This window comes from Lentzea flava, assembly GCF_014648475.1.
Lineage (GTDB): Bacteria > Actinomycetota > Actinomycetes > Mycobacteriales > Pseudonocardiaceae > Lentzea > Lentzea flava.
In genome coordinates this window covers 29,557-54,781 of record NZ_BMRE01000035.1, presented here as the reverse complement: position 1 = coordinate 54,781, position 25,225 = coordinate 29,557, and the positions used below count along the sequence as shown (strand labels likewise).

Annotated in this window: 28 protein-coding genes; 17 read left to right on the top strand and 11 right to left on the bottom strand. The window is 70.1% G+C overall.

What is annotated here, in order from left to right; all coding sequences use genetic code 11:
- Positions 1 to 52: 52 nt before the first annotated feature.
- Together IEZ09_RS31070 and IEZ09_RS31065 are read right to left on the bottom strand one after the other, a co-directional pair.
- Positions 53 to 970 carry an NADP-dependent oxidoreductase gene (locus IEZ09_RS31070; RefSeq protein WP_308202438.1) on the bottom strand — a complete coding sequence of 306 codons (918 nt, stop codon included), beginning with the start codon at positions 968 to 970 and terminating at the stop codon, positions 53 to 55.
- 77 nt (positions 971 to 1,047) lie between these two features.
- Complete coding sequence (locus IEZ09_RS31065; RefSeq protein ID WP_189257358.1) at positions 1,048 to 1,551, bottom strand: DinB family protein; 504 nt, start codon at positions 1,549 to 1,551, stop codon at positions 1,048 to 1,050.
- A 79-nt stretch (positions 1,552 to 1,630) separates the two neighbouring features.
- On the opposite strand from IEZ09_RS31065, the gene IEZ09_RS31060 reads away from it, so the two are divergent.
- Genes IEZ09_RS31060 through IEZ09_RS31050 form a run of 3 tightly spaced genes read left to right on the top strand, consistent with a single transcriptional unit; the run spans position 1,631 to position 4,027 of the window.
- Positions 1,631 to 2,296, top strand: coding sequence for a YqeB family protein (locus IEZ09_RS31060; RefSeq protein ID WP_189257357.1), 666 nt, complete (start codon positions 1,631 to 1,633; stop codon positions 2,294 to 2,296).
- Positions 2,284 to 2,880 carry a TetR/AcrR family transcriptional regulator gene (locus IEZ09_RS31055; RefSeq protein WP_189257356.1) on the top strand — a complete coding sequence of 199 codons (597 nt, stop codon included), beginning with the start codon at positions 2,284 to 2,286 and terminating at the stop codon, positions 2,878 to 2,880. The genes IEZ09_RS31060 and IEZ09_RS31055 overlap by 13 nt, the downstream gene beginning before the upstream one ends.
- Before the next feature lie 4 nt (positions 2,881 to 2,884).
- Positions 2,885 to 4,027, top strand: coding sequence for a cysteine desulfurase-like protein (locus tag IEZ09_RS31050; protein ID WP_189257398.1), 1,143 nt, complete (start codon positions 2,885 to 2,887; stop codon positions 4,025 to 4,027).
- Here IEZ09_RS31050 and IEZ09_RS31045 read toward each other — a convergent pair.
- Positions 4,020 to 5,621, bottom strand: coding sequence for a hypothetical protein (locus tag IEZ09_RS31045; RefSeq protein ID WP_189257355.1), 1,602 nt, complete (start codon positions 5,619 to 5,621; stop codon positions 4,020 to 4,022). The two genes, IEZ09_RS31050 and IEZ09_RS31045, sit on opposite strands and share 8 nt — an antisense overlap.
- A 93-nt stretch (positions 5,622 to 5,714) precedes the next feature.
- Between IEZ09_RS31045 and IEZ09_RS31040 the strand changes: the two genes are divergently transcribed.
- Together IEZ09_RS31040 and IEZ09_RS31035 are read left to right on the top strand one after the other, a co-directional pair.
- Positions 5,715 to 5,900 (top strand): hypothetical protein, encoded by a 186-nt coding sequence (locus IEZ09_RS31040; RefSeq protein WP_189257397.1) that lies wholly within the window; start codon positions 5,715 to 5,717, stop codon positions 5,898 to 5,900.
- Complete coding sequence (locus tag IEZ09_RS31035; protein WP_229813108.1) at positions 5,887 to 6,807, top strand: YihY/virulence factor BrkB family protein; 921 nt, start codon at positions 5,887 to 5,889, stop codon at positions 6,805 to 6,807. Before IEZ09_RS31040 ends, IEZ09_RS31035 begins: the two co-directional genes overlap by 14 nt.
- On the opposite strand, the gene IEZ09_RS31030 is transcribed toward IEZ09_RS31035, so the two are convergent.
- A complete protein-coding gene (locus tag IEZ09_RS31030; protein ID WP_189257353.1) occupies positions 6,778 to 7,146 on the bottom strand; it encodes a hypothetical protein in 369 nt (122 codons plus the stop codon). The genes IEZ09_RS31035 and IEZ09_RS31030 overlap by 30 nt on opposite strands.
- A gap of 49 nt (positions 7,147 to 7,195) precedes the next feature.
- Here IEZ09_RS31030 and IEZ09_RS31025 point away from each other — a divergent pair, with 49 nt between their 5' ends.
- The gene (locus IEZ09_RS31025) at positions 7,196 to 7,948 is read left to right on the top strand and encodes a GNAT family N-acetyltransferase (protein ID WP_229813107.1); all 753 of its coding nucleotides are present in this window, start codon (positions 7,196 to 7,198) and stop codon (positions 7,946 to 7,948) included.
- On the opposite strand, the gene IEZ09_RS31020 is transcribed toward IEZ09_RS31025, so the two are convergent.
- From IEZ09_RS31020 to IEZ09_RS31010, 3 genes are all read right to left on the bottom strand, one after another.
- Positions 7,931 to 8,197 (bottom strand): hypothetical protein, encoded by a 267-nt coding sequence (locus tag IEZ09_RS31020; protein ID WP_229813106.1) that lies wholly within the window; start codon positions 8,195 to 8,197, stop codon positions 7,931 to 7,933. The two genes, IEZ09_RS31025 and IEZ09_RS31020, sit on opposite strands and share 18 nt — an antisense overlap.
- The gene (locus IEZ09_RS31015) at positions 8,194 to 8,352 is read right to left on the bottom strand and encodes a hypothetical protein (RefSeq protein WP_189257352.1); all 159 of its coding nucleotides are present in this window, start codon (positions 8,350 to 8,352) and stop codon (positions 8,194 to 8,196) included. Before IEZ09_RS31015 ends, IEZ09_RS31020 begins: the two co-directional genes overlap by 4 nt.
- Positions 8,353 to 8,434: 82 nt before the next feature.
- Positions 8,435 to 9,763: a helix-turn-helix domain-containing protein gene (locus IEZ09_RS31010; protein WP_189257351.1), complete on the bottom strand. Its 1,329-nt coding sequence runs from the start codon at positions 9,761 to 9,763 to the stop codon at positions 8,435 to 8,437.
- 91 nt (positions 9,764 to 9,854) lie between these two features.
- Here IEZ09_RS31010 and IEZ09_RS31005 point away from each other — a divergent pair, with 91 nt between their 5' ends.
- Complete coding sequence (locus tag IEZ09_RS31005) at positions 9,855 to 10,610, top strand: EI24 domain-containing protein (RefSeq protein WP_189257350.1); 756 nt, start codon at positions 9,855 to 9,857, stop codon at positions 10,608 to 10,610.
- On the opposite strand, the gene IEZ09_RS31000 is transcribed toward IEZ09_RS31005, so the two are convergent.
- Positions 10,607 to 12,559 carry a beta-propeller domain-containing protein gene (locus tag IEZ09_RS31000; protein WP_189257349.1) on the bottom strand — a complete coding sequence of 651 codons (1,953 nt, stop codon included), beginning with the start codon at positions 12,557 to 12,559 and terminating at the stop codon, positions 10,607 to 10,609. The two genes, IEZ09_RS31005 and IEZ09_RS31000, sit on opposite strands and share 4 nt — an antisense overlap.
- 70 nt (positions 12,560 to 12,629) lie before the next feature.
- On the bottom strand, positions 12,630 to 13,442 hold the full coding sequence (locus tag IEZ09_RS30995; RefSeq protein ID WP_189257348.1) for a S1 family peptidase: 813 nt from the start codon (positions 13,440 to 13,442) through the stop codon (positions 12,630 to 12,632).
- Between the two features lie 170 nt (positions 13,443 to 13,612).
- Here IEZ09_RS30995 and IEZ09_RS30990 point away from each other — a divergent pair, with 170 nt between their 5' ends.
- From IEZ09_RS30990 to IEZ09_RS30965, 6 genes are all read left to right on the top strand, one after another.
- Positions 13,613 to 13,987, top strand: coding sequence for an FKBP-type peptidyl-prolyl cis-trans isomerase (locus IEZ09_RS30990; RefSeq protein ID WP_189257347.1), 375 nt, complete (start codon positions 13,613 to 13,615; stop codon positions 13,985 to 13,987).
- A gap of 144 nt (positions 13,988 to 14,131) precedes the next feature.
- On the top strand, positions 14,132 to 14,665 hold the full coding sequence (locus tag IEZ09_RS30985; protein WP_189257346.1) for a YbaB/EbfC family nucleoid-associated protein: 534 nt from the start codon (positions 14,132 to 14,134) through the stop codon (positions 14,663 to 14,665).
- A gap of 34 nt (positions 14,666 to 14,699) precedes the next feature.
- Positions 14,700 to 15,005, top strand: coding sequence for a type VII secretion target (locus tag IEZ09_RS30980; protein ID WP_189257345.1), 306 nt, complete (start codon positions 14,700 to 14,702; stop codon positions 15,003 to 15,005).
- Complete coding sequence (locus IEZ09_RS30975) at positions 15,005 to 19,537, top strand: DNA/RNA non-specific endonuclease (RefSeq protein WP_189257344.1); 4,533 nt, start codon at positions 15,005 to 15,007, stop codon at positions 19,535 to 19,537. Before IEZ09_RS30980 ends, IEZ09_RS30975 begins: the two co-directional genes overlap by 1 nt.
- Before the next feature lie 66 nt (positions 19,538 to 19,603).
- On the top strand, positions 19,604 to 20,011 hold the full coding sequence (locus IEZ09_RS30970) for a hypothetical protein (protein ID WP_189257343.1): 408 nt from the start codon (positions 19,604 to 19,606) through the stop codon (positions 20,009 to 20,011).
- Between the two features lie 250 nt (positions 20,012 to 20,261).
- Complete coding sequence (locus tag IEZ09_RS30965; protein WP_189257342.1) at positions 20,262 to 21,170, top strand: hypothetical protein; 909 nt, start codon at positions 20,262 to 20,264, stop codon at positions 21,168 to 21,170.
- Here the strand turns inward: IEZ09_RS30965 and IEZ09_RS30960 are convergent.
- Positions 21,167 to 21,691: a hypothetical protein gene (locus IEZ09_RS30960; protein ID WP_189257341.1), complete on the bottom strand. Its 525-nt coding sequence runs from the start codon at positions 21,689 to 21,691 to the stop codon at positions 21,167 to 21,169. The two genes, IEZ09_RS30965 and IEZ09_RS30960, sit on opposite strands and share 4 nt — an antisense overlap.
- A 54-nt stretch (positions 21,692 to 21,745) precedes the next feature.
- On the opposite strand from IEZ09_RS30960, the gene IEZ09_RS30955 reads away from it, so the two are divergent.
- A complete protein-coding gene (locus IEZ09_RS30955; protein ID WP_189257340.1) occupies positions 21,746 to 22,291 on the top strand; it encodes an HdeD family acid-resistance protein in 546 nt (181 codons plus the stop codon).
- On the opposite strand, the gene IEZ09_RS30950 is transcribed toward IEZ09_RS30955, so the two are convergent.
- Positions 22,233 to 23,402, bottom strand: a complete 1,170-nt coding sequence (locus IEZ09_RS30950; protein WP_189257339.1) for a glycosyltransferase 87 family protein — start codon at positions 23,400 to 23,402, stop codon at positions 22,233 to 22,235. The two genes, IEZ09_RS30955 and IEZ09_RS30950, sit on opposite strands and share 59 nt — an antisense overlap.
- Positions 23,403 to 23,558: 156 nt before the next feature.
- Here IEZ09_RS30950 and IEZ09_RS30945 point away from each other — a divergent pair, with 156 nt between their 5' ends.
- Genes IEZ09_RS30945 through IEZ09_RS30935 form a run of 3 tightly spaced genes read left to right on the top strand, consistent with a single transcriptional unit; the run spans position 23,559 to position 25,201 of the window.
- A complete protein-coding gene (locus IEZ09_RS30945; RefSeq protein ID WP_189257338.1) occupies positions 23,559 to 24,143 on the top strand; it encodes a DNA-binding protein in 585 nt (194 codons plus the stop codon).
- 28 nt (positions 24,144 to 24,171) lie between these two features.
- Complete coding sequence (locus tag IEZ09_RS30940; RefSeq protein ID WP_189257337.1) at positions 24,172 to 24,828, top strand: RES family NAD+ phosphorylase; 657 nt, start codon at positions 24,172 to 24,174, stop codon at positions 24,826 to 24,828.
- A gap of 37 nt (positions 24,829 to 24,865) precedes the next feature.
- Entirely contained in the window at positions 24,866 to 25,201 is a 336-nt protein-coding gene (locus tag IEZ09_RS30935) for a hypothetical protein (RefSeq protein ID WP_189257336.1), read from the top strand.
- Positions 25,202 to 25,225: the final 24 nt, after the last annotated feature.

Here is a 25,225-nt window from a genome sequence, read left to right as displayed (position 1 = left end):
CGATGTTGTGCACACGATCAGGTGAGATGGTCAACGCGCGGTAAACGCGGTGTCACGGCACCAGGACGACCTTGCCCGTGGTCCTCTTCGACTCGACGAGCTCGTGCGCCTTCGCGGCGTCCGCGAGCGGCACGACGTGGTCGAGCTGCACCTTGAGCTGCGGCAACGCCTCCAGGTCGGCGCCGGAGGGTGCCAGGCTGCCGAAGAGCTCGAACCGGATCCCGAGGTCCACAGCTCGGTCAACGTCAAAACCCGGGTTGCTCGGAATGGCCGACACGAGCACGCCACCGGGCTTCAGCACCTTGGCCGACCGCTCGGCGTACTCACCGCCGATCAGGTCGAAGACCACGTCGACCGGCTCGATCTCGGTGAAGTCCTGGTGCCGGTAGTCGACGACCTCGTCCGCCCCGAGCGAGCGCAGGAAGTCGTGCTTGGCGGCCGACGCCGTGCCGATCACGGACGCGCCCCGCGCCTTGGCGATCTGCACCGCCACGTGCCCGACGCCACCGGCCGCCGCGTGGATCAGCACGCGCTGACCGGCGGAGACACCGGCCCGTCCGACGAGCGCCTGCCACGCCGTCAGCGCCACCATCGGCAGCGCGCCCGCTTCCTGGACGGTCAGGTGGGAGGGCCTGCGCGCCAGGTCGGACTCCTTGACCACGGCGTACTCGGCGTAGCCACCGCCGGTGCCGGGAAAGGCGAGCAGCCCGTACACCTCGTCACCGGCCTCGAACTTCTCGACGCCCTCACCGACCTGCTCCACGGTGCCCGCGACGTCCCAGCCCACCGTGAACGGCGGCTCCCCGAGCAGGGGGAACGCGCCGGCCCGGACGTACGTGTCGATCGGGTTGACCCCGGCCGCACCCACCTTGACCAGCACCTCACCGGCGCCGGGCACCGGGCGCTCGACCTCCGCGACCTCCAGCACGGACGCGTCCCCGACGGTCTTCTGCGTGATGACTCGCATCATGATCCCCCTTCGATGTTCTCGACGGGGACCATCTTGCAGTTAGCGCCCACTTCTAGAAAGTAGGCACTTTTCGGTAACTAGCTCTCCCGTAGGTAGAGATCACGGAGCAGGGCGATCTCCGCACCGTGGTGGATCACCTCCCGGTTGATGTGCAGCACCAGGGTCGCCATCGGTTCCTCGGCGAACGGCCCCTCCGCCGGACCGACGGCCCGCGAGAGGTCCGCCTTGCGCGCACCGTCCGTCCAGGCCGCGTAGGCGTCGTCAAGCTGCTTCAGCGCCTCGTCGGCGCTCGTCGCGTACTGCCAGGTCTGGTAGTCGGCGGGCGGGCCACCGAAGTGCGACGCCGTGCGCATGTTGAGGACGCCGACGATGATGTGCGCCATCCGCCAGGCGATCGTGGTGACCGGCGCCGGTTCCGGCGTCGGGTACTCCCAGTCGATGGAGCCGTCCTCGTGCACGGTCCACGCGCCGGGCACCGGCTGCCAGAAGTACTCCTCGTCGGTCAGACCCTCCAGCCGCGGCCGCAGCTGCACCCGCCAGTGGAAGTCGAGCTGGTCCGTCAACTGCTTGTTCCAGTCCATGCCGACGACCGTAGAACCGATTGCGGACAACGACTGTCCTGGACTTAATAAACCGAGCGCTCGGTCTAGTATTGGCGTCATGACGACTGTGCAGGAGACCGCGGCGGTCCGCTACGGCATCTGGGTGGTGTGCCCGGCGCTGGGAGCCGCCGCGGGGTGGGGGCTCAAGCTGGCAGCCGGGTGGATCACGACGTTGGGCTGGTTCCCGTTCCAGGGCGTGTTCGAGCTGGTCACGGACATCCCGGAGCCGTGGGTGACGATCGCGGCGCCGGCGATCGGGGCGCTGGCCGGCGGTGTGCTCGCGTTGCTGTGGGCGGCGGACATGATGACGGTCGAGGTCTCGCACGACCGCGTCACGCTCAGAAAGGACGACAAGAGCTTCGACTTCGGCCGCAACCAGGTCGAGTCGGCGTTCGCCGACGGCAAGCAGCTCGTGCTGCTGTCGCCCAGCGGCGCCGAGCTGGCCCGCGAGACCTCGGATCTGAGCAGGGCGAAGCTCGAACAGGCCTTCACCGGCCACGGCTACCGGTGGCGCGACGCAGACCCGTACGCGAGCGAGTTCCGGATGTGGGTCGAGCACGCGCCCGAGCTGCCGCCGGACGTGAACGCGCTGTTCACGGCACGGAAGAAGGCCATCTCGAAGTACGAGCACGAGGAGGCCGCAGAATTGGCGAGGGAGATCCGCAGGCGCGGCGTCTACGTCAAGGACGAGAAGAAGAGGCAGTACTACAGGTGCGAACGGTAGATCCGGTCAAGCACGCGGCGAAGAAGCGACACATCACCGACACGGCTGCGGGCTTGTTCGCGGAGAAGGGCTTCGACCGGACGACCGTCGCGGACATCTGCAAGGCCGCCGACATCAGCACGGGCAGCCTGTTCCACTACTTCCCCACCAAGCGCGCCATCTTCCTGGAGATCTTCGAACAGGACGGCAGGGACAACGCCGAGGTCTTCGCGCAGGCCAAGACCCTCAGCCCGTGGGACGGCGTGCTGATGGTCGTCGACCACCTGTGCGTGCCCGCGCTGGACCGGTCCGTGGCCGGGCTGGTGCTGGAGGTCGTGGCCCAGGCGAGCCGCGACCCGGAGCTGTGGAACCTGATCGCCCGCAACGAGCAGGTGGTCCGCGACGAACTCGCCGTGCTGCTGCAGCAGGCGCACGACGCGGGTCAGATCACGCTCCCGGTGAGCGCACGGACGGCAGCGACCTGGGTGCAGGGCCTGGTCGACGGCCTGTTCGGCAGGCTCGTCGACCCGGACTTCGACGCGTCCGGACAGGTGAGCACCCTCCGGTTGATCCTTTCCCGTTTCGTGGGTGCTCAAGCACCATGAGGGCATGGTCTACGACGTCGCCGCCGTACGCGCCCACTTCCCCGCGTTGCGTGAGGGTGCCGCGCACTTCGACGGACCCGGTGGCTCGCAGACACCGGACGTCGTCGCCGAGGCGGTCAGGGCGACGCTGACGTCGGCGGTCGCCAACCGCGGCTCGGTCACGGCGGCCGAGCGCAGGGCCGAGGAGATCGTCCGGACCGCGCGCCGCACGATGGGCGAGTTCCTCAACGCGGGCAGCATCGTGTTCGGCCGCAGCATGACCCAGCTGACCTACGACTTCTCCCGCACGCTGGCGAAGAACTGGCGGCCGGGTGACGAGATCATCGTCACCAGGCTCGACCACGACGCGAACATCAGGCCATGGGTGCAGGCGGCCGAGGCGGCGCGGGCCACGGTGCGATGGGCGCCGTTCGACCGCACTACAGGTGAGCTGCCCATCGAAGCCGTCACGAACCTGCTGTCCGACCGCACCCGCGTCGTCGCGATCACGGCGGCGTCGAACCTGCTCGGCACCCGTCCGGACGTGGCGGCGATCGCGGCGGCGGCGCACGAGATGGCGGCGTTCGTGTACGTGGACGGCGTGCACTACACCCCGCACCTGCCGGTCGACGTGGAGGCGATGGACGCGGACTTCTTCGTGTGTTCGCCGTACAAGTTCCTCGGCCCGCACCTCGGCGTGCTGGCGGCCGCGCCGGAGCTGCTGGAGACGTTGCGGCCGGACAAGCTGCTGCCGTCGACGAACGCCGTGCCGGAACGGTTCGAGCTGGGCACGCTGCCGTACGAGCTGCTGGCGGGAACGACCGCGGCCGTCGAGTTCCTGCGCGGCCTGGACGGGCTGGAGGAGCACGAGTTCGGGCTGCGCGACCAGCTGGAAGCCGGGCTGCGGGAACTCGGGGTGCGGATCTACAGCAAGGCGTCCTCGCGCACCCCGACCGTGCTGTTCTCGGTCGACGGGCTGGAGCCCGCCGAGGTGTACCGCAGGCTCGGCGCCGAGGGTGTCAACGCGCCCGCGGGCCACTTCTACGCGATCGAGTGCTCCCGGTGGCTCGGCCTCGGCGACAAGGGCGCCGTGCGGGCGGGCATCGGGCCGTACAACGACGAATCCGATGTGGACCGTCTGCTCAAGGCCGTGGCACGGCTCAGATGAGCACGACCAGCAGCGCGTAGCCGAGCCCGGCGAGCACGCTGACGTTGAGCCGGCGGCTCACCCTCTCCCCCGGATGGTCGGCGATCATGGACCTCGCCCGCGCCCACATCAGCTTCTCGCCCGCCTGATCGTCCGGCAGATGCGGAGTGGTGATCACGTCACCGTGCGGGCCGAACGCGAGCATGAGCTGAGGACCCGAGCGGCGCACCCCGTGCAGCTGCGACCACGGCACGCGGTAGGTCCAGACGCCCGTGTAGAGCGAGACCCCGCGGTGGTCGAGGCGCAGCAACGGCTGGAACCTGTTCACGGCCGACAACACGCACTGCACGCCCATGAACCCGAGGACGATCAGGTCCGGGTAGTACTTCAGCGCGATCATCGCGCCGGCCGCGCCGAGCAGCAGCAGGACGCCCTCCGAGCGCCGCCGATCGCCCGGCCACAGCGCGTGCGGCAGGTCGACCGGCTTGGCCGCGGTGACCGGCTCGCCGGGCAGGTGTGCGTTGTGGACGGTGTGGCGCGGGCGGACCCTGGACAACGTGCTGGTGGCCACGACCTCGCCCTCGACCAGCAACGCGACCTGGCCGCCGTGGTGCCACTCGCCCGCGACGAGGATCTCCGTCGGGTCGAGCTGCACCGGCGGGTCCTCCTCGCCGCGCCACACCCGGCCGAACTGCTCGGTGTCGTGGTAGAGCGGCTCCTCCAGCCCGAGGTCGGCGAGCGTGGCGACGGTGGCGATGTCGTCCTTGTTGTGCCGCAACAGGATCCGGCGCGGACCGACGGGATGTGCCTGCAGGCGGATCGCCTTCACCGGGCCCGTCCACAACGCGCGGCGGCGGCGTTCCCGCGCGGCCAGCATGATCGCGAGGAACACGGCGGCGCCACCGAGCGTGAGCCACCACGTGACGTCCTCCGGCTCGTTGGCCATGCGCACCCACGAGCCGTCCGCCAGCACCGGCACCGTGTCTCCGACCTGGTACGTCTCCGGCGCGAGCGGCTCGAAGCTGGTGCGCTGCCGGTCCGGCAGCTCCACCCACACCTCGTAGGTGTTCTTGATCTCGACGACCTCGGCGTCCATCCGGCTGGCCTTCGCGACGTGCTGCTCGATCTCGCCGTTCGTGAGGTCGTACTGCACGAACGTCAGGAAGCCGAACAGGACGAGCAACACCGCGATGATCCGCAGCACGCCTCGTTGCGGTGGAAGGTCCGGCAACGAGACGAGGGTGGCGCCCGCCGCCGCGTGCTGGTCGGCGCGCGACCTCACGGTCCACGCCGCCACGATCGCGCACGCGCCCGCGTGCAGCCCGAACGCGACGTTGGCGGCGGCCGAACCGTCGAGAACGATGTCCAGCGCACCGAACACCATGCCCATCGCACAGCCCGTGAGCACACGGCCGAACAACAGCAGCAGCGGTGTCGCCAGCAACGGCACGACCGCCAGCGCGAACATCGGGTCCGGCACGCACGGCTGTGCGGTCGTGCACGGCACCTCGTTCGCACTGGCGGCGAAGTAGAAGGCGACGACCCATCCACCGACGAGCCCGACCTTGGTCACCCACCACGGAACCGCGGCCGCTTGCCACCGCTGGACGTCCATGGTCTCCGATCATGGCACGCCCGTTGCTCCGAACGGTGCGGTTCCCCCGCAACGAAACGGGTATCCGCTGGTCACTTGAACTCGGAGGTGGACATGCTGGCCCTCATCGCCGCAGTGGCGTTCGGTCTCGCCCTGATTCTCGACCTGGCGAAGACCGCTCTTGGTGACGTGATCACCGCCAACACGCTCGTGGTGCTCGGACTGCTGCTCCTCGCCCTGCACATGGCCGGTGTCGGAGCCGGCACGCGTTCCTGGAGCTGGCGCCGTGCCCGCAGGTGAGACCATCGAACGCCCCACCAAGTTGCCCAAGGGCGCCTGGTGGGGCGTTCTCAAACGGACGGTCAAAGAGTTCAACGACGACAACCTGACGGACTGGGCGGCAGCGCTCACCTACTACGCGGTGCTGTCGTTGTTCCCCGGACTCATCGTGCTGACGTCCGTGCTCGCGCTGCTCGGCGAGACGACGACGCAGGAGCTGATGAAGTACGTCGACCAGGTCGCGCCCGGCCAGGCCGGTGACCTGGTGAAGTCGTCCATCGAGGAACTGCAGAAGGGCCAGGGGGCCGCCGGGCTGCTCGGCATCATCGGTCTGCTGACGGCGTTCTGGACCGCTTCGGGCTACCTGGGCGCGTTCATGCGCGCCTGCAACGCCGTGTACGACGTCGAGGAGGGCAGGCCGTTCTGGAAGACCGTGCCGCTGCGCCTCCTGCTGACGCTGGGCTCGGTGGTGCTGATCTCGCTCACTCTCGGTGCGCTCGTGCTGACCGGCGGGGTCGCGGACACGGTCGGCAACCTGCTGGGGCTCGGCGACACCGTGGTCACGGTGTGGGACATCGTCAAGTGGCCAGTCATCCTGCTGCTGGTGGCCCTCGCGTTCGCGGTGCTCTACTGGGCGGCGCCGAACGTGCGGCAGCCCGCCTTCCGCTGGGTCACGCCCGGCAGCCTCCTGGCCATCGTGCTGTGGGCGCTCGCCACCGTCGGCTTCGCGGTCTACGTGGCGAACTTCGCGTCGTACAACAAGACCTACGGCTCGCTCGGCGGTGTGATCGTCTTCCTGGTGTGGCTGTGGATCTCGAACATCGCCGTGCTGCTCGGTGCCGAGTTCGACGCGGAACTGGAGCGCGGCCGCCGGCTCGCGCAGGGCGAGAAGGACGCCTCAGCCGAGCCGCGTGATCTCCCCGGGTAGTTCGGCCTCGACCGCGGTCCAGACCCCGTCGGGCCCCGGCTCGACGCGTTCGCTCATGCGCCCGCCGGGCACGAGGATCCACAGCTGGTCCTTCGTGGACAGCCACACCACGCCGATGCCGTCGGCGCGGTAGCTGGTGGCGTACTCGTAGGACTTCCTGAACACCTCACCGCCGTCGCGGTCGGTCACCCGCACCTCGCTCTCGCTCTCGGCGTGCGCGACGAACTTCCCGCTGGGCGACGTCCTGGGCGCGCCGGGGCGCGCGAACCGGTCCTCGCGGTCGTCACCGCACCCCGTGAGGACGAGGAGAAGGGCGACCAGCGCCGCCACAGTTCTCATGAGGAAATGCCGTGCGTCATGCCGCCAAACCTAGCTAGCGTGATCTCTCGTGTGGGACGTTCTCGAGGAGTTTTACGACTCCGTGCCCCGACCGGGATCTCGCGTCGAGGATCACGGCGAGCTGGTGCTCTTCGTCCAGGCGGGCGACGGCCATCCGTACTACGCGCGACCGCGCTTCCCCGGCGGGCGGCCGACGGTCGACGACGTGGTGAAGATGCGGGCGCGGCAGCGCGAGCTCGGCGTGCCCGAGGCGCTGGAGTGGGTGCACGAGACCACGCCGGACCTGTACGACGTGGCGGTCGCGGCTGGCCTGGAGGTGCTGCGGGCACCACTGCTGGTGCTCGACCCGGAGAAGCTCCCGGAGCCGCATCCGCACGTCCGCGTGCTCGACACGCGGCCGGCCGAGGTGTCGGTGGTGGCCGAGCTCGCGTTCTCGTCGCCGGGCACCTCGCCGGGCGAGGTCGGTGTGGCGGAACGGGACGCGGCGCTCGCGGAGGCCGTCCCGACGAGCACCCGGCACCGCCACGCGGTGGCCGACCTGCCAGGCGAGGGCGTTCTGGCGGTAGGCACCGCGCAACGGGCGGGTGACGTCGTGGAGATCGCGGGCATCGGCACGTTGCCGGCGGCACGGCGACGTGGCCTCGGTGGTGCGGTCACTGCGGAACTGGCGCGGGACGCCCTGGATCGGGGCGCGAAGCTCGTGTTCCTGTCGGCGGGGAGCCCGGAGATCGCTCGGGTCTACGAGCGGGTCGGGTTCAGGCACGTCGGGACGGCCTGCATCGCGTCACCAGTCGTGGGCTAGTTCTCCGTCACGTGGCATCGGTACGCGGAACAGGCAGCTGACGCACGGCATTCCGGACGGCTGGGTGAGCAGTTCGGCCTCGCCGCGGTGGATGAGTTCGCCGCAGTACGCGGTCAACGCGAGCGGCGTGCGGTCGTCGTCGGGCACGGGAACGAGGTGGCACGTGCGTTGTGTCTCCCCCACGACACCCGCACGCTTGCGGACCAGCAACACGGGCATGCGCGCTTCCGTTCTTTCCTGAATGCTCATGCCTTCACCTCGGCGTCGTCGACCACACACACGACAGCGTGTGTGGTCGCGTAGAACTTGAGCCGGTACGGGCCCGAGTTCCGCTCTGCCACTGCCGCACAGAACCGCTCGTTGACCTCTTCCGAGCGCGGCGTTCGTTCGGTCAGGTCGATCACACCTAGATCGTGCGGGGTGGGGCGGGAAATGGGGAGGGTCGCAGACGGATTGCGGGTGGCGTATGCGGAACTCGCATACGCGTTACCGCAGCTGGCTGACCTCGGCGGCGAGCTCGGCGATCGCCGGCGTCGCGCTCCACGGGTCGAGCCGGTCCAGCTCGTGCACGATCAGCTGCGACCCGGTCGCCCGTGCCAGGTCCAGTGCCGCGAACCCGAAGTCGACGGCCTGCTCGACGTCACCGTTCGCGGCGTGCGCGTAGGCAAGCCGGGCTGTGTGCACGCCCTGCTCCCACTGGCAGATGCTGCCCCATCGGGGCATGAGCTCCGTGTAGGCGTTGATGGCTCGTTGGTGGTCGGCGAGGTCGACCATGCTGGCGGCGCGCTGCATCTGCACGTGCAGCTCCGTGAAGCAGTAGCCGATGGAGTACTCGTCGGTCTGCGGACGTTCGGCGTTCAGCACCAACGACTGCGCGAGGTCGAACCGCGGCATGCACGCGTCCTGGCCCGCACGCGCGAGACCACGTGCTTCCTGCCGCAACGCCATCGCGCGCACGATCGGGCTCAGCCCCGTCTCGCGCTGGGCGGCGCGCGCCAGGCCGATGACGCGGTCGTCGTCGCCGTCGACCTCAGCGAGCTGGCTCATCCGCACGTAGCAGTACGCGACGACGTCCCTGTCGTCCGCGGCCTGGCCCTGTTCGAGGGCTCGGGACGTCCACGCGGCCGCGCCGCGCATGTCGCCGATCTCCTCGTGCAGCCAGCCGTAGAACTCCGCGTACATCGCGCCGGTGCCGAGCAACCGCCGCCGGACGTCCCCGCGCGCGTTGCGGCGCAGTACGTCGATGAAGTCGTACATGTTGCGAACAGCGGGCATCAGCGCGCCGGTGCCACGCCAGTTGTGCGCGTCGTTCACGATCCTGCGCAGCACGAGCAACTGACTGACCGCATCGCCGGTCATCACGCCATTGCTGTTCCCTGTGCCGAAGACAGCGGAGGCACACAACGCCATCAGCGCCTTGCCCTCCATGCCCACGACCAGGTCGTTCGCCAGCGCCTCCAGCCCGCCGGCGCCCAGGCTCCTGGCCTCACCGGACCGCATCGGCACCGTGCGGTCGGTCAGGCCGAGCAGGTGGGCGGGGATGCCGAGCAGCCGCTGCAGCGTCCTGAGCACGCGCATGTCGTAGGCGATGTTGCTGCCGGCTTCCAGGCGAGAGATCGCGGACTGCGAGAACCCTGCCAGCGTGCCCAGTTCGTCCTGACGCAGGCCGTGCGCCTTGCGCGCGATCGCGACCACGGCGCCGGGCGACTCCGCGGCGACCGCGTCCCGCACTTCCTTCGACTCCCAGATGGCGGGCGGCAGCACAGGCAACGGCCCGTCCGGGACGACGACGGCGTTCTTAGCTGGGTTGCTCAACCTCAACGCCTCCCTCGGTCGCATCATGCCCGTCTCGGCGAATTCGCGCTTCCTCCATCTCAATTGGGCCGGCACGGACTATCCTGCGCGCGTGATCAAGGACTTCGGGGCTGGCATCGCACTTCTGCTGCGCGGGTTCAAGCTGGTCTTCAGCTCACCCAAGCGCGTGCTCATCGGGGCGTTGCCCGCGGTCATCACCGCAGTGCTCATGATCACCGGCTGGGTGCTGCTGTTCACCCACATCGACTCGATCGCCGGGTGGCTCACGGGGTTCGCGGACTCGTGGAGCGAGACTTGGCGGGGCGTCGTGGAGGTCGCCGTCGGAATTTCGGTGATCGCGGTGACGCTCGGCCTGAGCGTGCTGCTGTTCACCGCGATCACGATCATGATCGGCGGACCGTTCTACGAGTACATCGCCGAGGAGGTCGAGGACGAGCTCGGCGGCGTGCCCGGCGCGGAGCAGGTCGGCTGGTGGCGCGGGTTCGCCGTCGGGCTGCGCAGCACGATCATGCTGGTAGGCACGTCGATCCTGTTCGCGATCCCGTTGTTCTTCTGCGGGTTCATCCCCGTGGTCGGGCAGACCGTGGTGCCGGTGCTGGCCGTGTGCATCAACGGCTACCTGCTGGGCATCGAACTGACCGGCATCCCGTTCACGCGGCGCGGCAAGTCGTTCAAGCAGCGCAGGCAGGTCCTCGCGACGCGCCGCGCGATGGTGCTCGGGTTCGCCGTGCCCACGTACCTGCTGTGCCTGATCCCGCTGGCCGCGATCGTCGTGCTCCCGGCCGCGATGGCAGGCGGCACGGTGTTGTCGTACCGCCTGCTCACCACTGAGCGTCCGGTCGCCTAGAAGGGCAACCAGGCCTGCTGTGCCAGGCCGTTGCGCGCGTTGACCTGCACACCGGCCGCGGAGACCGACCACAGCTGGTCGCCGATCACGATCGTCCGCCTGGCACCGCCGTAGTTCTGGCTGAACGGCTCGACGATCCTGCCGGTCTCCCGCAGCTGGTTGCCCTCGACCTTCAGCACCAGCGAGGACGCCTCGAACGTCGTCTTGTGCTGCGCCACCGGGATCACGAGCGTGCCGTCGGGCGGCCAGTACAGGAACGCGTGCGGGTCGAACTGGGCCTCGGAGTTCGAGTCCGGCAGGTGGTACTGCGCGAGCCGTTGCGGTGACGCGGGGTTGCTCACGTCGAACAGCGACACCTGCGTTCCGGTGGTGCGGCCCTGGCCGGTCGCCTCCTGGCCGACGCCGATCAGCTTGCCGTCGCCGGCGGGGTGCAGGTAGGCGGAGTAGCCGGTGATCTTCAGCTCGCCGGTGACCCTGGGCTGCTTGGGATCACTCAGGTCCAGCGTGTAGAGCGGGTCGGTCTGCCGGAACGTGACGACGTAACCCATCTTGCCGATGAAGCGGACGCTGTAGATGCGCTCGCCCTTGCCGAGGCCGCCGATCTGGCCTTCCTTCGTCAGCTGGTTTCCGTTGCGGCGCAACGTGGTGACGAAGCTCTCCGACTGCGGCGGTTGCTGTTGCTGCGGCGCCACGTCGGACTGAATGCGCCAGCAGCAACGGGTTTCGGTGCCCGTTGTCGTGGCGACGCGCAGAACACCGTCGTGTTCGGACAGCGAGTACTGGTTCAGCAGCGTGCCGTTCACGTCACCGGACGCGACGTGCTTCGGCGGGCCCGCCTGGCTGATGTCGAACTGGTGGATCGCCGTGGTGATCGGGCGCTGCACCGGTGGCTTGCCGGGAAGTTCGGGCAGCAGCCGGTGGTCGTCGGCGATGTAGAGGCTGCGGTCGGTGCCGTAGACCGTGTCGCCGTCGGCGACGATCGAGACCGGCTGGCCGGTCCCGAGCTGGCCGGACAGCTCGAACGTGAGCACGGTCAGCATCGACGTCGCCGAGTGCACGGCGGGGTGGCTCACGTTCGCGCAGTCGACGAGGGTTCCGCTGCTCTTGGCGCCGTTCTGGTCCAGCTCGTAGCGCGGCAGCCACGAGGTGATCGGCTCGCCCTGCAGGATCTCCTTGTTGCGGCGCAAGGCTCCCGCTTCGTTCATCGTGTCGTTCGGGTACACCCACGGCAGGCGCGGCTGCGAACGGACGACGACGCGGGCGGTACCGCCGATCTGGCGGGCGTCGAGGTAGAAGCCGTCGGTTTTGAGGCTGCCGATCTGCTTGAGCGCCTTGAGATCCACGAGAACCAGCTCGGTGCCGGTCTGCGGGAGGTACGGGCGGTCGGGCGGCAGCATCTTCTCCATGATCTGACCAGGACCGTCGACGACCACCAGCGCGCGATCCCCGGAGACGAGCAGCTGGCTCGCGCGGCGCTCACCGAGGTCGACCGTGCCCGTGACGGCCTTGCTCGCGACGTCGATCACGCGCAGCTTGCCGTCGGTGATCGAGAAGACGCGTTTTCCGTCCGTCTTCACGATGTCCGGCTCGTCGACGCCCTGTTCGTGGACGTTCGTCGTCGAGTGCTCCTGCTGCTGCGCGGGAGGCGTGGCGACCGTCGGCGCGTCGGGAATGCTCTTCTGCGCGACGCCCGCGCTCGAGTCCGTCGCCATGCCCTCGATGGTGAGGAGACGGTCGTTGCCCCCGAGGCCGTACGCGCTGACGTACGGGGCCATGGCGCGGCGCAGTTCGGTCAGTGCGTTGTCGCACGAATCGAACGCGACGAGGCGCACCGGCCCGTAGTCCACGATCGGTGGTGGTGCGAAGGTTTCGTCCCGCACCGCGGAGCTCACACACACTCCGGCGACGGCCAGCACGGCGGCGCCGGCCAACAGCTTTCTGCCGTTCATGCCACCAGGACGGAAACAGGGCCGGGAAGGGTTGCGCGCCGCCGGCGACAACCCTTCCCGGCAGGTGTTGCTAGGAGTTGATCTGCGCCTGGATCTGCGTCGCGTAGGTGGAGACGCGGGTGTAGACACCGGGGATGCCGGGGTCTGCGCAGCCGTCGCCCCACGACGTGATGCCGATCAGCTTGCCACCGGCCACGAGCGGGCCACCGGAGTCGCCCTGGCAGGTGTCGGTGCCGCCCTGGGTGTATCCGGCGCACACCATGGCCGTGGCGATGAAGCGGCTGCCGTACGCGTTGGCGCAGGTGGAGTTGCTGGTCAGCGGCACGGTGGCCTTGAGCAGGTAGCGCGAGTCCGTGCCACCGGACGCGGTGTCGCCCCAGCCGAGGATCGTCGAGCTGGTGCCCGCCGCGTACAGCGTGCTGTCCGCGCTCGTCGCGAACTTGAGCGGGGTCTGCGACAGGTTGCGGTCGAGCGTGAGCACCGAGACGTCGTAGCCGCGGGTCACGTCGGTGTAGCTCGGGTGGATCCAGATCTTCGTGACGCGGGCGACGGTGCCCGCGGTGGACTGCTTGTCGTCGCGGCCGGCCACGACGCGGACCGCGGACGCCGAGTCGCCCACGGTGCAGTGCGCGGCCGTGACGACCTTGTTGGGAGCCACGAGCGTGCCACCGCAGTACTGGAACCCGCTGCTCGTCGCCAGGTAGACGACCCACGGGTAGGTGGACGTGCTCGCGCGCGTACCGCCCACGATCTGGGCGCCGAACTCGCCGTCGGTGGTGGGGGTCGGAGCTGCTTCGGCCACGCTGACGCACGCCATTGACAGCGTCGCTGCTGCCAATGCCGCGCCGAGCCATGACCGGAGGCGGTGCAGGGTTGCCGCCATGATCATTCTCCTTCTTCTGTTGTGAACCCCCGGTGCAGGGCCGGGAGTCCGTATAGATCAACACGCCTTTTCGAGACGGGGTAGGGCTGGTCTTCGTAGGCCATTCGGCCGCGTCCGCGCGCGCGTGATTGGATCGAGCGCGAACAACCCCGTTCCGAGAGGAAGTTGTGATGGCTGCCACGAAGCCCGTCGTCGACCCGCACGAGGGCCCGGCGCCCGCCGACCTGCTGGTCGAGGACCTCACCGTCGGTGACGGCGAGGAAGCCAAGGCCGGCCAGCGCGTGATGGTCCACTACGTCGGTGTCTCGCACTCGACCGGTGAGCAGTTCGACGCGTCCTGGGACCGCGGCGAGCCGTTCCAGTTCCCGCTCGGCGGCGGCCGCGTCATCGCGGGCTGGGACCAGGGCGTGGCCGGCATGAAGGTCGGTGGCCGCCGCAAGCTGGTCATCCCGCCGCACCTGGGCTACGGCTCGCGCGGCGCCGGTGGCGTGATCAAGCCCAACGAGACGCTGATCTTCGTCGTCGACCTGCTGGGCGTCTCGTAGGAAATCATCGACCAGCGGCGTTCCACTGGTCCGCTCAGTGGAACGCCGCTGGTCTGTGTGGTCGATTTGCCAGGTCGGGGGAACTGGATCAGCCGCGGCTGCGTCATCCTTTGAGTCCGCCGCCGCTGGAATGAGGGAGCACGGGTGCCCGAGGACATCGCCGGGTCCGAGCAGATGCTCGCGAACTGGAACCAGAACATCCAGGAACGCGCCGCGCGTTACCAGGAGATGGCGACGCGTGTTCAGGGCATGACGATCTCCGAGCGGTCCTCGGACGGCGCGGTCGAGCTGACCATCGGCTCCAACGGCATCCTGCAGAACCTCGTGATCAACGAGTCCGCCGCAGGGCGCCGGATGTCCGAGATCAGCGGCGAGATCATGAAGCTGCTGCAGCGCGCGCAGTCGAAGATCCCCGCTCTGCTGCAGGAGGCGATGGCGGAGACCATCGGCACCCAGGACGAAACGGCCAACGTGCTGTTCAACGAAGCCAAGAAGAACTTCCCGGCGCCGCCGCCGGAGGACGCCCCCGCGCGTTCTCCGTACACCAGCAACGAAATCAACTTCCGGGTCGAGGACGACGACGCACCACCGCCTCCTCCGCGCACCACACCGCCGCCCGCGCGCCGCCGTCCGCCGTCGGATGACGACGACTTCGGCGGCGAGTCGGTGCTCTCCTGATCTTCTGTCCACTGCTCGAACTTGAGGGGGTTCGATGACTGCCGGTGGTTTCCACGTCACCTCGGACGTGTTGGAAGCGCACGCCAAGGCCCTGGAGGGCCTGCACGGCCGGTTGCAGGGAGCAGTGGACGCGGCGAACACCGTGTCGATGCCGACCGACGCGTACGGCATCATCTGCCAGCCGTTCCGCATGCTGCTCGACCCCGTCGAGCAGTGGGGCCTGAACGCGCTGAAGGGTGCTGCTGAGGCGATGGACGCCACGGCGAAGCGGGTCACCGAGACCGCGAAGCACTACCAGGAGGTCGAGGACCAGATCGCTCAGACCATGAAGGGCTTCTGATGTCCACACCGAACCCGCTGGTGGCGCAGGCCCCCGCCGAACCATCCGGCTTCTTCAACGCCGGCACCGGCGACAACGGCTGGGCGACCGGTTTCTCGATCGCCGACTCCGCGGTCGACGCCTACAAGGGCATCTCCGAGGGCAGCTGGATCGAGGGCGGCCTCGGCGTCGTCGGCCTGGTCGCCGACGCCGCCTCGATGGCGATCGACCCGTTCGGCACCCTGCTGTCCTCCGCTGCCGCGTTCCTGATGGAACACATGCAGCCGTTGAAGGAAGCCCTCGACTGGCTGGCGGGCGACCCGCCGGTGATCCAGTCGTACTCGACGACGTGGAACAACGTCTCGCAGGAGCTCGGCAAGATCGCGGCCGACTACAAGGCCGCCGTCGACCAGACCGCGCCGTGGACCGGCGCGGCCGCCGACGCCTACCGCAAGGCGGCGGGCGAGCAGCTGGACGCGTTGTCCGGCGCGGCGTCCACGGCGGGCTCGGTCGGCACCGTCGTCGGCGTGATGGGCATGGTCGTCGGCTTCGTGCGCGAGATGGTGCGCGACCTGATCGCCGACCTCGTGGCCAAGCTGATCACGTGGGTGCTGGAGGCCGTCTTCACGCTGGGCTTCGGCACGCCGGTCATCGTGGCGCAGGCCGTGACCGCGATCTCCAAGTGGGCGACCAGGATCGGTGAGCTGATCCAGAAGCTCATCAAGACCATCAAGAAGGTCTCGCCGCTGCTGGGCCGCCTGGTCGAGATCTTCACGAAGATCATGAAGGTCGTCGGCAAGCTGGTCGGCAAGGTGACCGGCCTCGACGTGATCTCCACGAAGTCCATCAAGCCCGGCGGCCTGTTCCACCGGACCGACGCTCCGGACCTCACGCCTTCTGGCGCGCACGGCACGCCTTCCTCTCCGTCCACACCGGACTCTTCGCCGTCGTCGCCGTCTTCGCCGTCTTCTTCGTCCACACCGGACAGTTCGCCTTCCTCGCCGTCGTCGCCTTCCTCGCCGTCGTCGCCTTCCTCGCCGTCGTCGCCTTCCTCGCCGTCGTCGCCTTCCTCGCCGTCTTCTCCGTCTTCTCCGTCGACGCCGGACGCGCCTTCGCCTTCCTCGCCGCGCACGCCCGACAGCTCGTCGCCGTCGTCCGCGCCTTCGCCGTCGCGCACGCCCGACAGCCCGTCGACGCCGGACGGCCCGTCCCGCACGCCGGACAGCTCGTCCCCCGACGCCCCGTCGCGCCCGGACAGCTCCCCGTCGTCCGCCCGCACTCCGGACAGCTCTCCGTCGTCCCCCGCGGGCGCTCCGCACACATCGTCCACTCCGGACACCCCGGCCCCGACCCGCAACACGGGCCAGACCGTCCAGTCGTCGATGGCACCCCCGATCGACGCCCCACACCGCGCCGACGCCCCGCACGCCCCGTCGCGCACCCCCGACAGCTCCCCGTCGTCCACCCCGCCGCAGGCCGCCCCGATGGGTGGCGGCGCCCCGAACGCCGCCGGCAACGCCCCGTCCTCCCCAGCGGCAGGCCGCCCGTCGCCCGGCGGCGGCCAGGGCTGGACCGGCACCCCGGGCAGCCCGGCCCCCAACACACCGCCCGCCCCACGCACCCCGGACATGTCGACCGCGGCCTCCCGCGCCGACGCCCCAGCACGCCCGACGTCGATGCCGACAGCTCCTTCGGCCCCGTCGACGCCTTTCTCCCCGTCGAGCGGCATGCCCTCGAGCGGCGGCGGAATGCCCTCCGGCGGCACCCCGCACGCACCTTCGGCAGGCACCCCGCACGCAGGCTCCCCAACCCCGGGACGCCCCGACGCGACCCCGCCAAGCCGCGCCACTGCCCCTTCCGCGGCGGCCCCGCACGCACCGTCCACTCCGAACATGCCCTCGGCAGGCACCCCCGCAGGAGCGCCACACGCCCCGTCGTCCGGCGCCCCGAACGCACCACACGCGCCATCGACCCCGACGCGCCCGAACACTCCGCAGGGCGGCCCGTCCGCCCCGCACGGCCCCAGCACGCCTTTCCGACCGGACGGTCCTGGCGCACCGCACGGCGGCCCGTCGGCCCCGTCCCGGCCCGACGCGCCCCACGGCGGCCCTTCCGCGCCATCCCGACCCGACGCGCCACACGGCGGCCCGTCCGCCCCGTCCCGGCCCGACGCGCCCCACGGCGGCCCTTCCGCGCCATCCCGACCCGACGCGCCACACGGCGGCCCGTCCGCCCCGTCCCGGCCCGACGCGCCCCACGGCGGCCCCTCCGCGCCATCCCGACCCGACGCGCCACACGGCGGCCCCTCCGCCCCGTCCCGACCCGACGCGCCCCACGCACCCTCGCGTCCTGATGCACCGTCACGTCCGGGAGCACCGCACAACAACACGATGCCGTCGGCGCGAACCGACGCTCCCCACAGCCCCAACGCGCCGCACAACGGCCCGTCGGCCCCATCGCGACCAGACGCACCGAACGCTCCCCACGCCCCGAACGCTCCCCACGGCGGCCCCAACGCACCGCACGCACCCAACGCGCCACACGGGCCGAACGCGCCACACGGCGGGCCGAACGCACCACACGGCCCGAACTCGCCGTCCCGCCCGGATGCTCCCCACCGCCCTGACGCACCGCACGGCGGCCCGAACCGCCCCGATGCACCGCACGGCGGCCCCAACCGTCCCGACGCCCCGAACCGTCCGGACGCGCCACACCGGCCGGACAGCCCGTCCCGCCCTGACCGCGGCGGCCCCGGCAACCGTCCGGACGGCACCAGGCCCGACGGCTCCCGTCCCGACGGCACCAGGCCCGACGGCACCAGGCCCGACAGCGGACGTCCCGACGGCTCACGTCCCCACAGCCCGGACGGCCCCCGCTCCCGCGGCACCGACACGGCCGAGGCCCCACACCGCGCCCCGGACTCCACCAGCCCGGAAGCCGCAACCCCACACCGTCCCGACGGCGCGCCCCACCGTCCAGATGCCGACGCACCCCGCCGCCCCGACGCGGATGCACCCCACCGCCCCGACGCCGACGCGCCGCACCACGGCCCCGACGCCGACAAGCCGCACGACGGCCCCGACGCCGACAAGCCGCACGACGGCCCGGACACCGACAAGCCGCACGACGGCGACCCCGACGCCCCGAACAGCCACGACCCGCACCCCGACCGCCCGTCCCCGGAGGAAGCGCACCAGCGGCACGCCGAAACCACCCCGGCCGGTGTCTCCCACCACGGCGGCGACCCGGACATGGGTGACCTGCCGCACAAGGTCCCCAACGACCCCCGCTTCTTCACCGCTGACGTCCACATCACCCCGGACGGCAAGGCCCGCATCGGCGGACACGACTACACCCCCGCCGAGTACGCCGACATGTTGCGCCGCTCCGGCTACGACGGCAGCAAGCCCGTCCGCCTGATCGGCTGCGACGCGGGCAGCAACGACTTCGCCAAGCAGCTGTCCAAGCACCTCGACGCCCCGGTGGTCGCGCCGACGAAGCCCGCCTGGACCGACAGCCACGGCCGCGTCTTCACGAGCGACCCCGAGATCCGGCCCGACGGCACCCGCCAGCCGAAGATCCCGCCCAACGGCGAGTGGGAGACCCACCACCCGGACGGCTCGAGGACCAAGGCGAGCGACGACGGCTACGCACCCGGCAGCGACCGGGACACCGACGGCGCCGGCGCGAAGGACCGCGCGGCCGACGGCACCGACACGTCGGGCAACCCGCCGGACAACGACCCGCGTCCCAAGGTCACGATCGACGCGAGCCACCCGGACGCGCCGCTCAAGAGCAAGCCGTTCGGCCGTGAACCCGACGGCACGCCCAGCGTCCTGCAGCCGAACACCCGGTACGAGGTGACGGACAAGGCCGGCCGCGAGCGCGGCACCTTCATCACGGGCGACGACGGGCGCATCAAGGAGGTCCACACGACCTCCGGCGAGAAGGGCAACTGGCGGCCCGACAGCCGGCAGCCCTTCCCGAACGCCACTTATCACGTCACCGGTCAGCACGGCAGCGTGTACCACTTCCACACCGACGCCGACGGCCGCACCCACCGCATGGAGGGTGAGCTGGTGCACACCGGCTCGGACGACGCGCGCCGCAGCCCGGACCAGGGGCCGGTCGGCCACGAGGGTCGCGACGAGTACCGCGAGCACAACAAGAAGACCATCGAGGAGTTCCGCAACAAGCACGGCCGCGACCCGGAACCGCACGAGGTCACGCTCTACGAGGACGTCGGCTGGAACGGCGGCCACCTCGCGGGCACCGAGTTCGACGGTCCCGGCGAGTACATCAACATGGTCCCGATGCTGGAGGACCTCAACCAGCGTCAGGCCGGCACCACACTGGCCAACAACTTCCGCGCGCTCGAAGAACACTGGGGTGACCTGCTCAGCCAGACGCCGAAGCCGAAACTGGACGTCCAGATCGACATGACGTACCCCGATGGTAAGAAGACCCCCACCAAGATTCGAGTGCAGTACTGGGTCGACGGGGTACCGGAGCCACCTCTGGTCTACAAGAACATCCCGCCCCGGAAGATGTAGCCAACGGGAAGGAACTGTCTCGTCATGTCGGAACCCGGTCCACTCTCCCCTCCCGAGCAGGAGGAAGTGGTTCAGAACGTCTGCGCGGCCCTCGTGAGCGAAGCTCCCGCCGGCTGGCAGCAGATCCGGTTCGAGTTCTACTCGACGGTCGGCATCGACAGCGCCAGGTTCGAGGTCACGGCGCAGGACGGGAGCGAGGTCAAGCTCGCTCCCCCGATGAGCGCCATGGACCCGCTCGGCGACCTGCGGACGGAGATGTACGAAGAGGGCAAGGGGAGCTGGTTCACGGCGAGGATCGTGATCAACCCGCCCGGCAGCTACTCCGTCGAGTACGACTACGACAACGAGCCGGCCTTCAAGCCGCCGCTGCAGGCCGACGTGTACGCCCTCGACTTCGAGCACTTCCCGCGCTCGGAGGAGAACACGCCGGACTGGCTGCGCGCGAAACTCGCCGAAGCGGCCAAGACCGAGTGACCCGACCGGCCCCGCCCTCCGCAGTGCGCGACTGATTCCCCACCGAAGTCGGCGAACGGCAACTCTGATCAAGGCCTCGCGCTCCCGTCCGACGATCAAGCGCGAGGCCGCTGGAACGCGGCCGGCATCCGCGGACCGTCACACCCGTGCGGAGCAGGTTGAACCGGCGGAGGTCCGCGACCCGCCCGCGCGGGCACGAGCCGCCCGATAAGATCAGCGTGTTTTGCACGGGGAGAGGGGCGAGGACCACATGAGCCAGCCGGCGACACCGCTGAGCGAGCAGGACCAGCAGCAGCTGGTGCGGCAGATCGGCCGTGCCATGCTGCCGGCCGTACCGCAGGGCTGGCAGCGCATCCGGGCCGAGTACCGCGCGGCGGGCAGGCACATCGAGGTCGATCTGGCGTTCTCGGGTCCCGACGGCCAGCTGCGGCCGGTGCGTCCGCCGATGGACGTGGTGCAGATGTTCGGGCAGCTGCGTGCGGGCATGTACCACCCGGAGCGCGGCACGTGGCTGAGCGCGCTGTACGAGATCGAGGCCCCCGCGGCGTTCACGGTCGACTTCAACGCCGAGGACGAACCGCGCTGGCGCAACACGCCGCCACCCATCGGTTTCCGCGACGAACTGCAGACGTTCCCGCGCCCTGACCGGCTGATCCCGGACTGGTGGCGCCAGCGCGTCGGCCTGCCGCCGCTGCCCGCGCCCGAGCCGGAACCGCAGCCGCAGCAGGAGTTCCAGGTTCCGCCGCCGAGCCAGGCCGCGCCGCAGGACCAGCCGCAGCAGTCCGGCGAGCTGCGCACCGCGCGCGTGTACGACGGCAAGAGCGACGACGGCCGCATCATCGTCAACCGTCAGCCGGTCGACCCGCAGCTGATGGACGGCCTGCTCAACTACCTCGAGTCGGCGCCGGTCGTGCTGGCCGCGCGCAGCTACGACCTCGACGAGTTCTCGCAGAGCGGTGAGCAGGACGTGCCGCTCAACTTCCGCACCGACGGCACCTGGATCTGGGCCGGCGCCGTACCGCACTACCTGCGCAAGTACGGCCTGCCGCCGGAGCCGGAGCTGGTCGCGCACGTGGTGGCGCGCGGCTTCCAGCTCGGCGAGGTCAGCGACCAGGCGCAGGACCGCGCGGTCTCGATCATCACCGGCCAGGCCGGCTAGCCGCCGAGCGAACGCAGGTACGCCTCTCCCCGCGGGGAGAGGCGATACCCCACCTCGAGCGATTCGGTGAGCCCCTTCGCCTTGAGTTTGCGGACGTCCGCCTTGAACGGCAGCTTCTCCCTGCCCACCGAGGCAGCCAGGTCAGCGGCCCGCACACCGGGGTTCGCCGCGATCAACCGCAGCAGCGCCACCGCCGCGTCCGACAGCCGCAATCCGTCCACATCGGACGACGAACGCAATGCGATCCGCGGATCTTCACCCACGAAGTGCAAGCGAATCCGGTAAAGCGAGCCTTCACGTCCGTCCACAGAGGACATCAGCTCCTTGACGGTCGCGAACCCGGCAGCCAGCGCCTCGGCGCGCGACACCCGCGACACAACGTCCACGGCGTCGATCGCCAGCACGCCCAGCGACGTCCGCAACGTCCCGCCGGCCCGCACCGTCGGCCGCTTCCACCGCCGGAACTGCAGCGTGATCTCGCCGGACCGGATCCGCTGCCAGTCAGCCACTCGGATCAGCACCGATCGAGGGTCTCAGGTTGCGGGCCCCACCGACAGCCGAGACGATCCCGGACCATGCAACGGTGGTGGCTCTTCACGGTGCGCGGAGTGTTCGCTGTCCTGTTCGGTCTAGCCGCCCTCATCTGGCCCGGCCTCACCCTGCTCGCCCTGATCATCCTGTGGGGCGCCTACGCGTTCGTCGACGGCGCGATGATGCTGTACCTGACCCTCACCCACAAGGAGTGGCCTGCACGCTGGGCACTCGGCCTCATCGGCGTGCTCGGCCTGGCCACGGGCTTGATCGCGTTGTTCTGGCCGGGCATCACCGCGACCGCGCTGCTGCTGCTCATCGCGGCGTGGGCGCTGGTCACCGGCGTGCTGCAGATCGTCGACGCCATCCGCCTGCGCAAGGTGATGACGAACGAGTGGTTCTACGTCGTCACCGGCGCGCTGACGGTGCTGCTCGGCATCATCCTGATCGTGAACCCGGCCGCGGGCGCGATGGCGTTCGTGATCACCATCGGCATCTTCGCGATCCTGTGGGGCGTGGTGCTGGTGCTGTTCAGCCTGCGGTTGAAGCAGCTCGACGGCGGTCTCGTACAACCCGCACCGCGAGCGTGACCAGCACGGCGACGCCGACGAACACGTAGAGGTTGCCGATCACCTGCTGCCACCACGCCCAGTTCCGCTCGACGTCGTTGTCGCGCGGGAACAGCCAGTGCGGCCCGACCGCGAACACCGCCACGACCAGCCACGGCGCCCAATGGCGGCGCAACGACTCCCGGGACAGCAGCACGAGCGCGGGCGCGATCCAGATCCAGTGGTGCCCCCACGACACCGGCGAGATCAACAACGCGCCGATCGCCACGACGAAGAACGCCTCCACGTCGCCCAGGCGCGAGGCGAGCCACCACACCGCCGCCACGACCAGCACCGACAGCAGGGCCCACACCGCGACCTGGGCTCCGTTCTCCAGCCCGAGCCGCGCCAGCGTGCCGCGCAGCGCCTGGTTCGACGCGTAGGTGAGGCGTCCGACGCGGCTCGGGTCGAGCAGCGCGTGCGTCCAGTACTCCTTCGCGTCGCCGAACGCGATCACGAACCCGACCAGCCCGAAGAAGAAGAACGACGCGATCGACACGAACACGGGCTTCCACTGCCGTCGCGCCACGAAGTACAACGCGAAGAACGCCGGCGTCAGCTTGATCGCCGCCGCCAGCCCGATGAGTGCGCCCCGCGGCCACCACCGCGTGCGTTCCAGCAGGCAGTCGGCCATCACCAGCACGCCCAGCAGCAGGTTGATCTGACCGAACCAGAGCGTCTCGCGCAGCGGGTCGAAGATCGACGACACCGCCGCCGCACCGAGGCCCCACTTCACCGCCTCTGACCCCCAGCCGAGCACGCGCTGCGCCGCGATCAGGCACAACGCCGTGAGCATCGCGAGGTTCGCCGCCGCCACCACGAGGATCGCGACGACCAGGGGCACGAGCGCCAGCAGGCTGAACAGCGCCGCGGCGATCGGCGGGTAGGTGAACGGCAGGTCAGGACCACCGAGGGGCTTCGCGAAGCCCTCGACGTAGAGCGGCAGACCCTGCAGCAGCGCGTCGCCACCGTTGCGATAAACCCGCAGGTCGAGCGACCAACCCGGTGGACGGGACATCACGTAGGCGAGCGTGGCGGCCATCACGGCGGCCCACGCCACGACGACCCGCTTGGCGCCCCGGTCCAGCTGCATCCGGGAATCGTAGCGATGCGTCGGATGAGTCCCACGTCACCGCTCTGGAGCGCGGAATCTCACGTAGCGTCGTTGCGTGAGCGCGCAACGTCGAACGTTCAGGGTCAACCCCCTCAGCAGGCGCACAAATGCGCACGCACGGGATATTCTGTGCGCATGAGCCCCGCGCTGGAGACGGTGCTGGCCAAGGCCGGCCTGCAGGTGACCCCTGACGAGTTCCTGGACCTCGTGACCGACGCGGCACGCAGGCTCGCTCCACCACACCCGGAACCGGCCACCTACTTCACGCCGGACCAGCAGGAGGCGCTCACCGACGTGGGCCTCGACCTGTCCCCCGCCGGTCCAGCCGACGCCCGCCCGCGCACCCGCACGGTCGTCGCACACGCGGTGCTGCGCGACTCGGCGCTGACCGTCGCCGAGGCCGCACGCCAGCTCCAGGTCGACACGAGCCGCATCCGCCACCGGCTCGGCGTCGGCAGGCTCGTGGGCTGGAAGGACAGGGGCAGCTGGCGCCTGCCCGCGTGGCAGTTCGCGGGCACCGGCGTCCTACCGGGCCTGGAAACCGTGCTGGCGGCGGTCCCGTCGGACCAACCGGCGCTGGTCGTCGCCGCGTTCATGACCACCCTCCAGGAGGACCTGCCCGTCGACGGCAAGCCCGCGACCCCGCGCGACTGGCTTCTCGCAGGAGGAGACCCGCGCCGCGTCGCCGATCTGGCCTCCGTGCTCGGCACACCCGCCTGAGCGCTCCCGAACACCCGACAGGACCCGAATGTCACGGCTTCCGCAGCCGCCTGCCCCTGCCGTGCTGCAAGCACATCTGCGCCGCACCGAGGACGTGGTGGCGGTGCACAGGGCAACCCGCCTGGTCCGCGTCTTCACGGCCAAGGGCTCCCACCCGCAGCGCTGGAACACCTTCCGCTACACGGGCCCGCTCCCCCACGCCCGCTTCGACGCACAACAACCGGCAGCAGACGGCAGCCCGGTCCAGGACCACGAGAACGGCGTCCTCTACTTCGGACTGTCCGTGCGCACCTCCATCGCCGAGGTCTTCCAGGCCACCTCGATCGTCGACCGCCGCACCCGCAGCCCGTTCCTCGTGGTCCTGCGCCCGCGCCGCACGCTGCGACTGCTGGACCTCGGCGGCCTGTGGCCCACCCGCGTCGGCGCCTCGCAGGAGATCTCCACGGGCCCGAAGCACGTGACCCAGGCCTGGTCGCGCGCGATCCGCGCGGCCTACCCGGAGCTCGACGGCCTCTGGTACCGCTCGTCCATGGACTCCGGCGACCCGGCCATCTGCCTGTGGGACCCGCCGGCGGCTTCCGGGCTGCCGGCCGCGCCGGACGTCCTGCTGCCGTTGGACCACCCCGGTCTCGACCTGCCGTTGGCGCGGGTGTGCGAGGAGCTCAACTACACGCTGCTGGGGTGATCACGTGGAACGCGAAGGCATGAGCACACGGATGCCTGTGAGCGTGGCGAGGGCGCGCAAGCTCGAAGCGTGGACCGTCCAGGGCGACCTGCTCGGATCGTGGGTGGGCCCGGACTCCGCCGCGGTCCTCGCGCTCATCGCGAGCTTCCCGGTCGCAGAACCGATGCGGTGCTACAGCCCCGCCTACGCGATCTTGGCGTACTCGGCTGACGACGAGTACCTGTTCGACCTGGAGTTCTGCTACGGGTGCTACTGGGTGGGTGTGCGGGGACCGGACGATCGGCAGCACCTGGTGCCGTTCGACCCGGAGTCCGCACCCGCGAAGGAACTCCTGGCCCGCTTCCACCTCCTCGAGCAGTCCACTCGGGACTGACAGGGCCTGATGACCCTGTCCGCC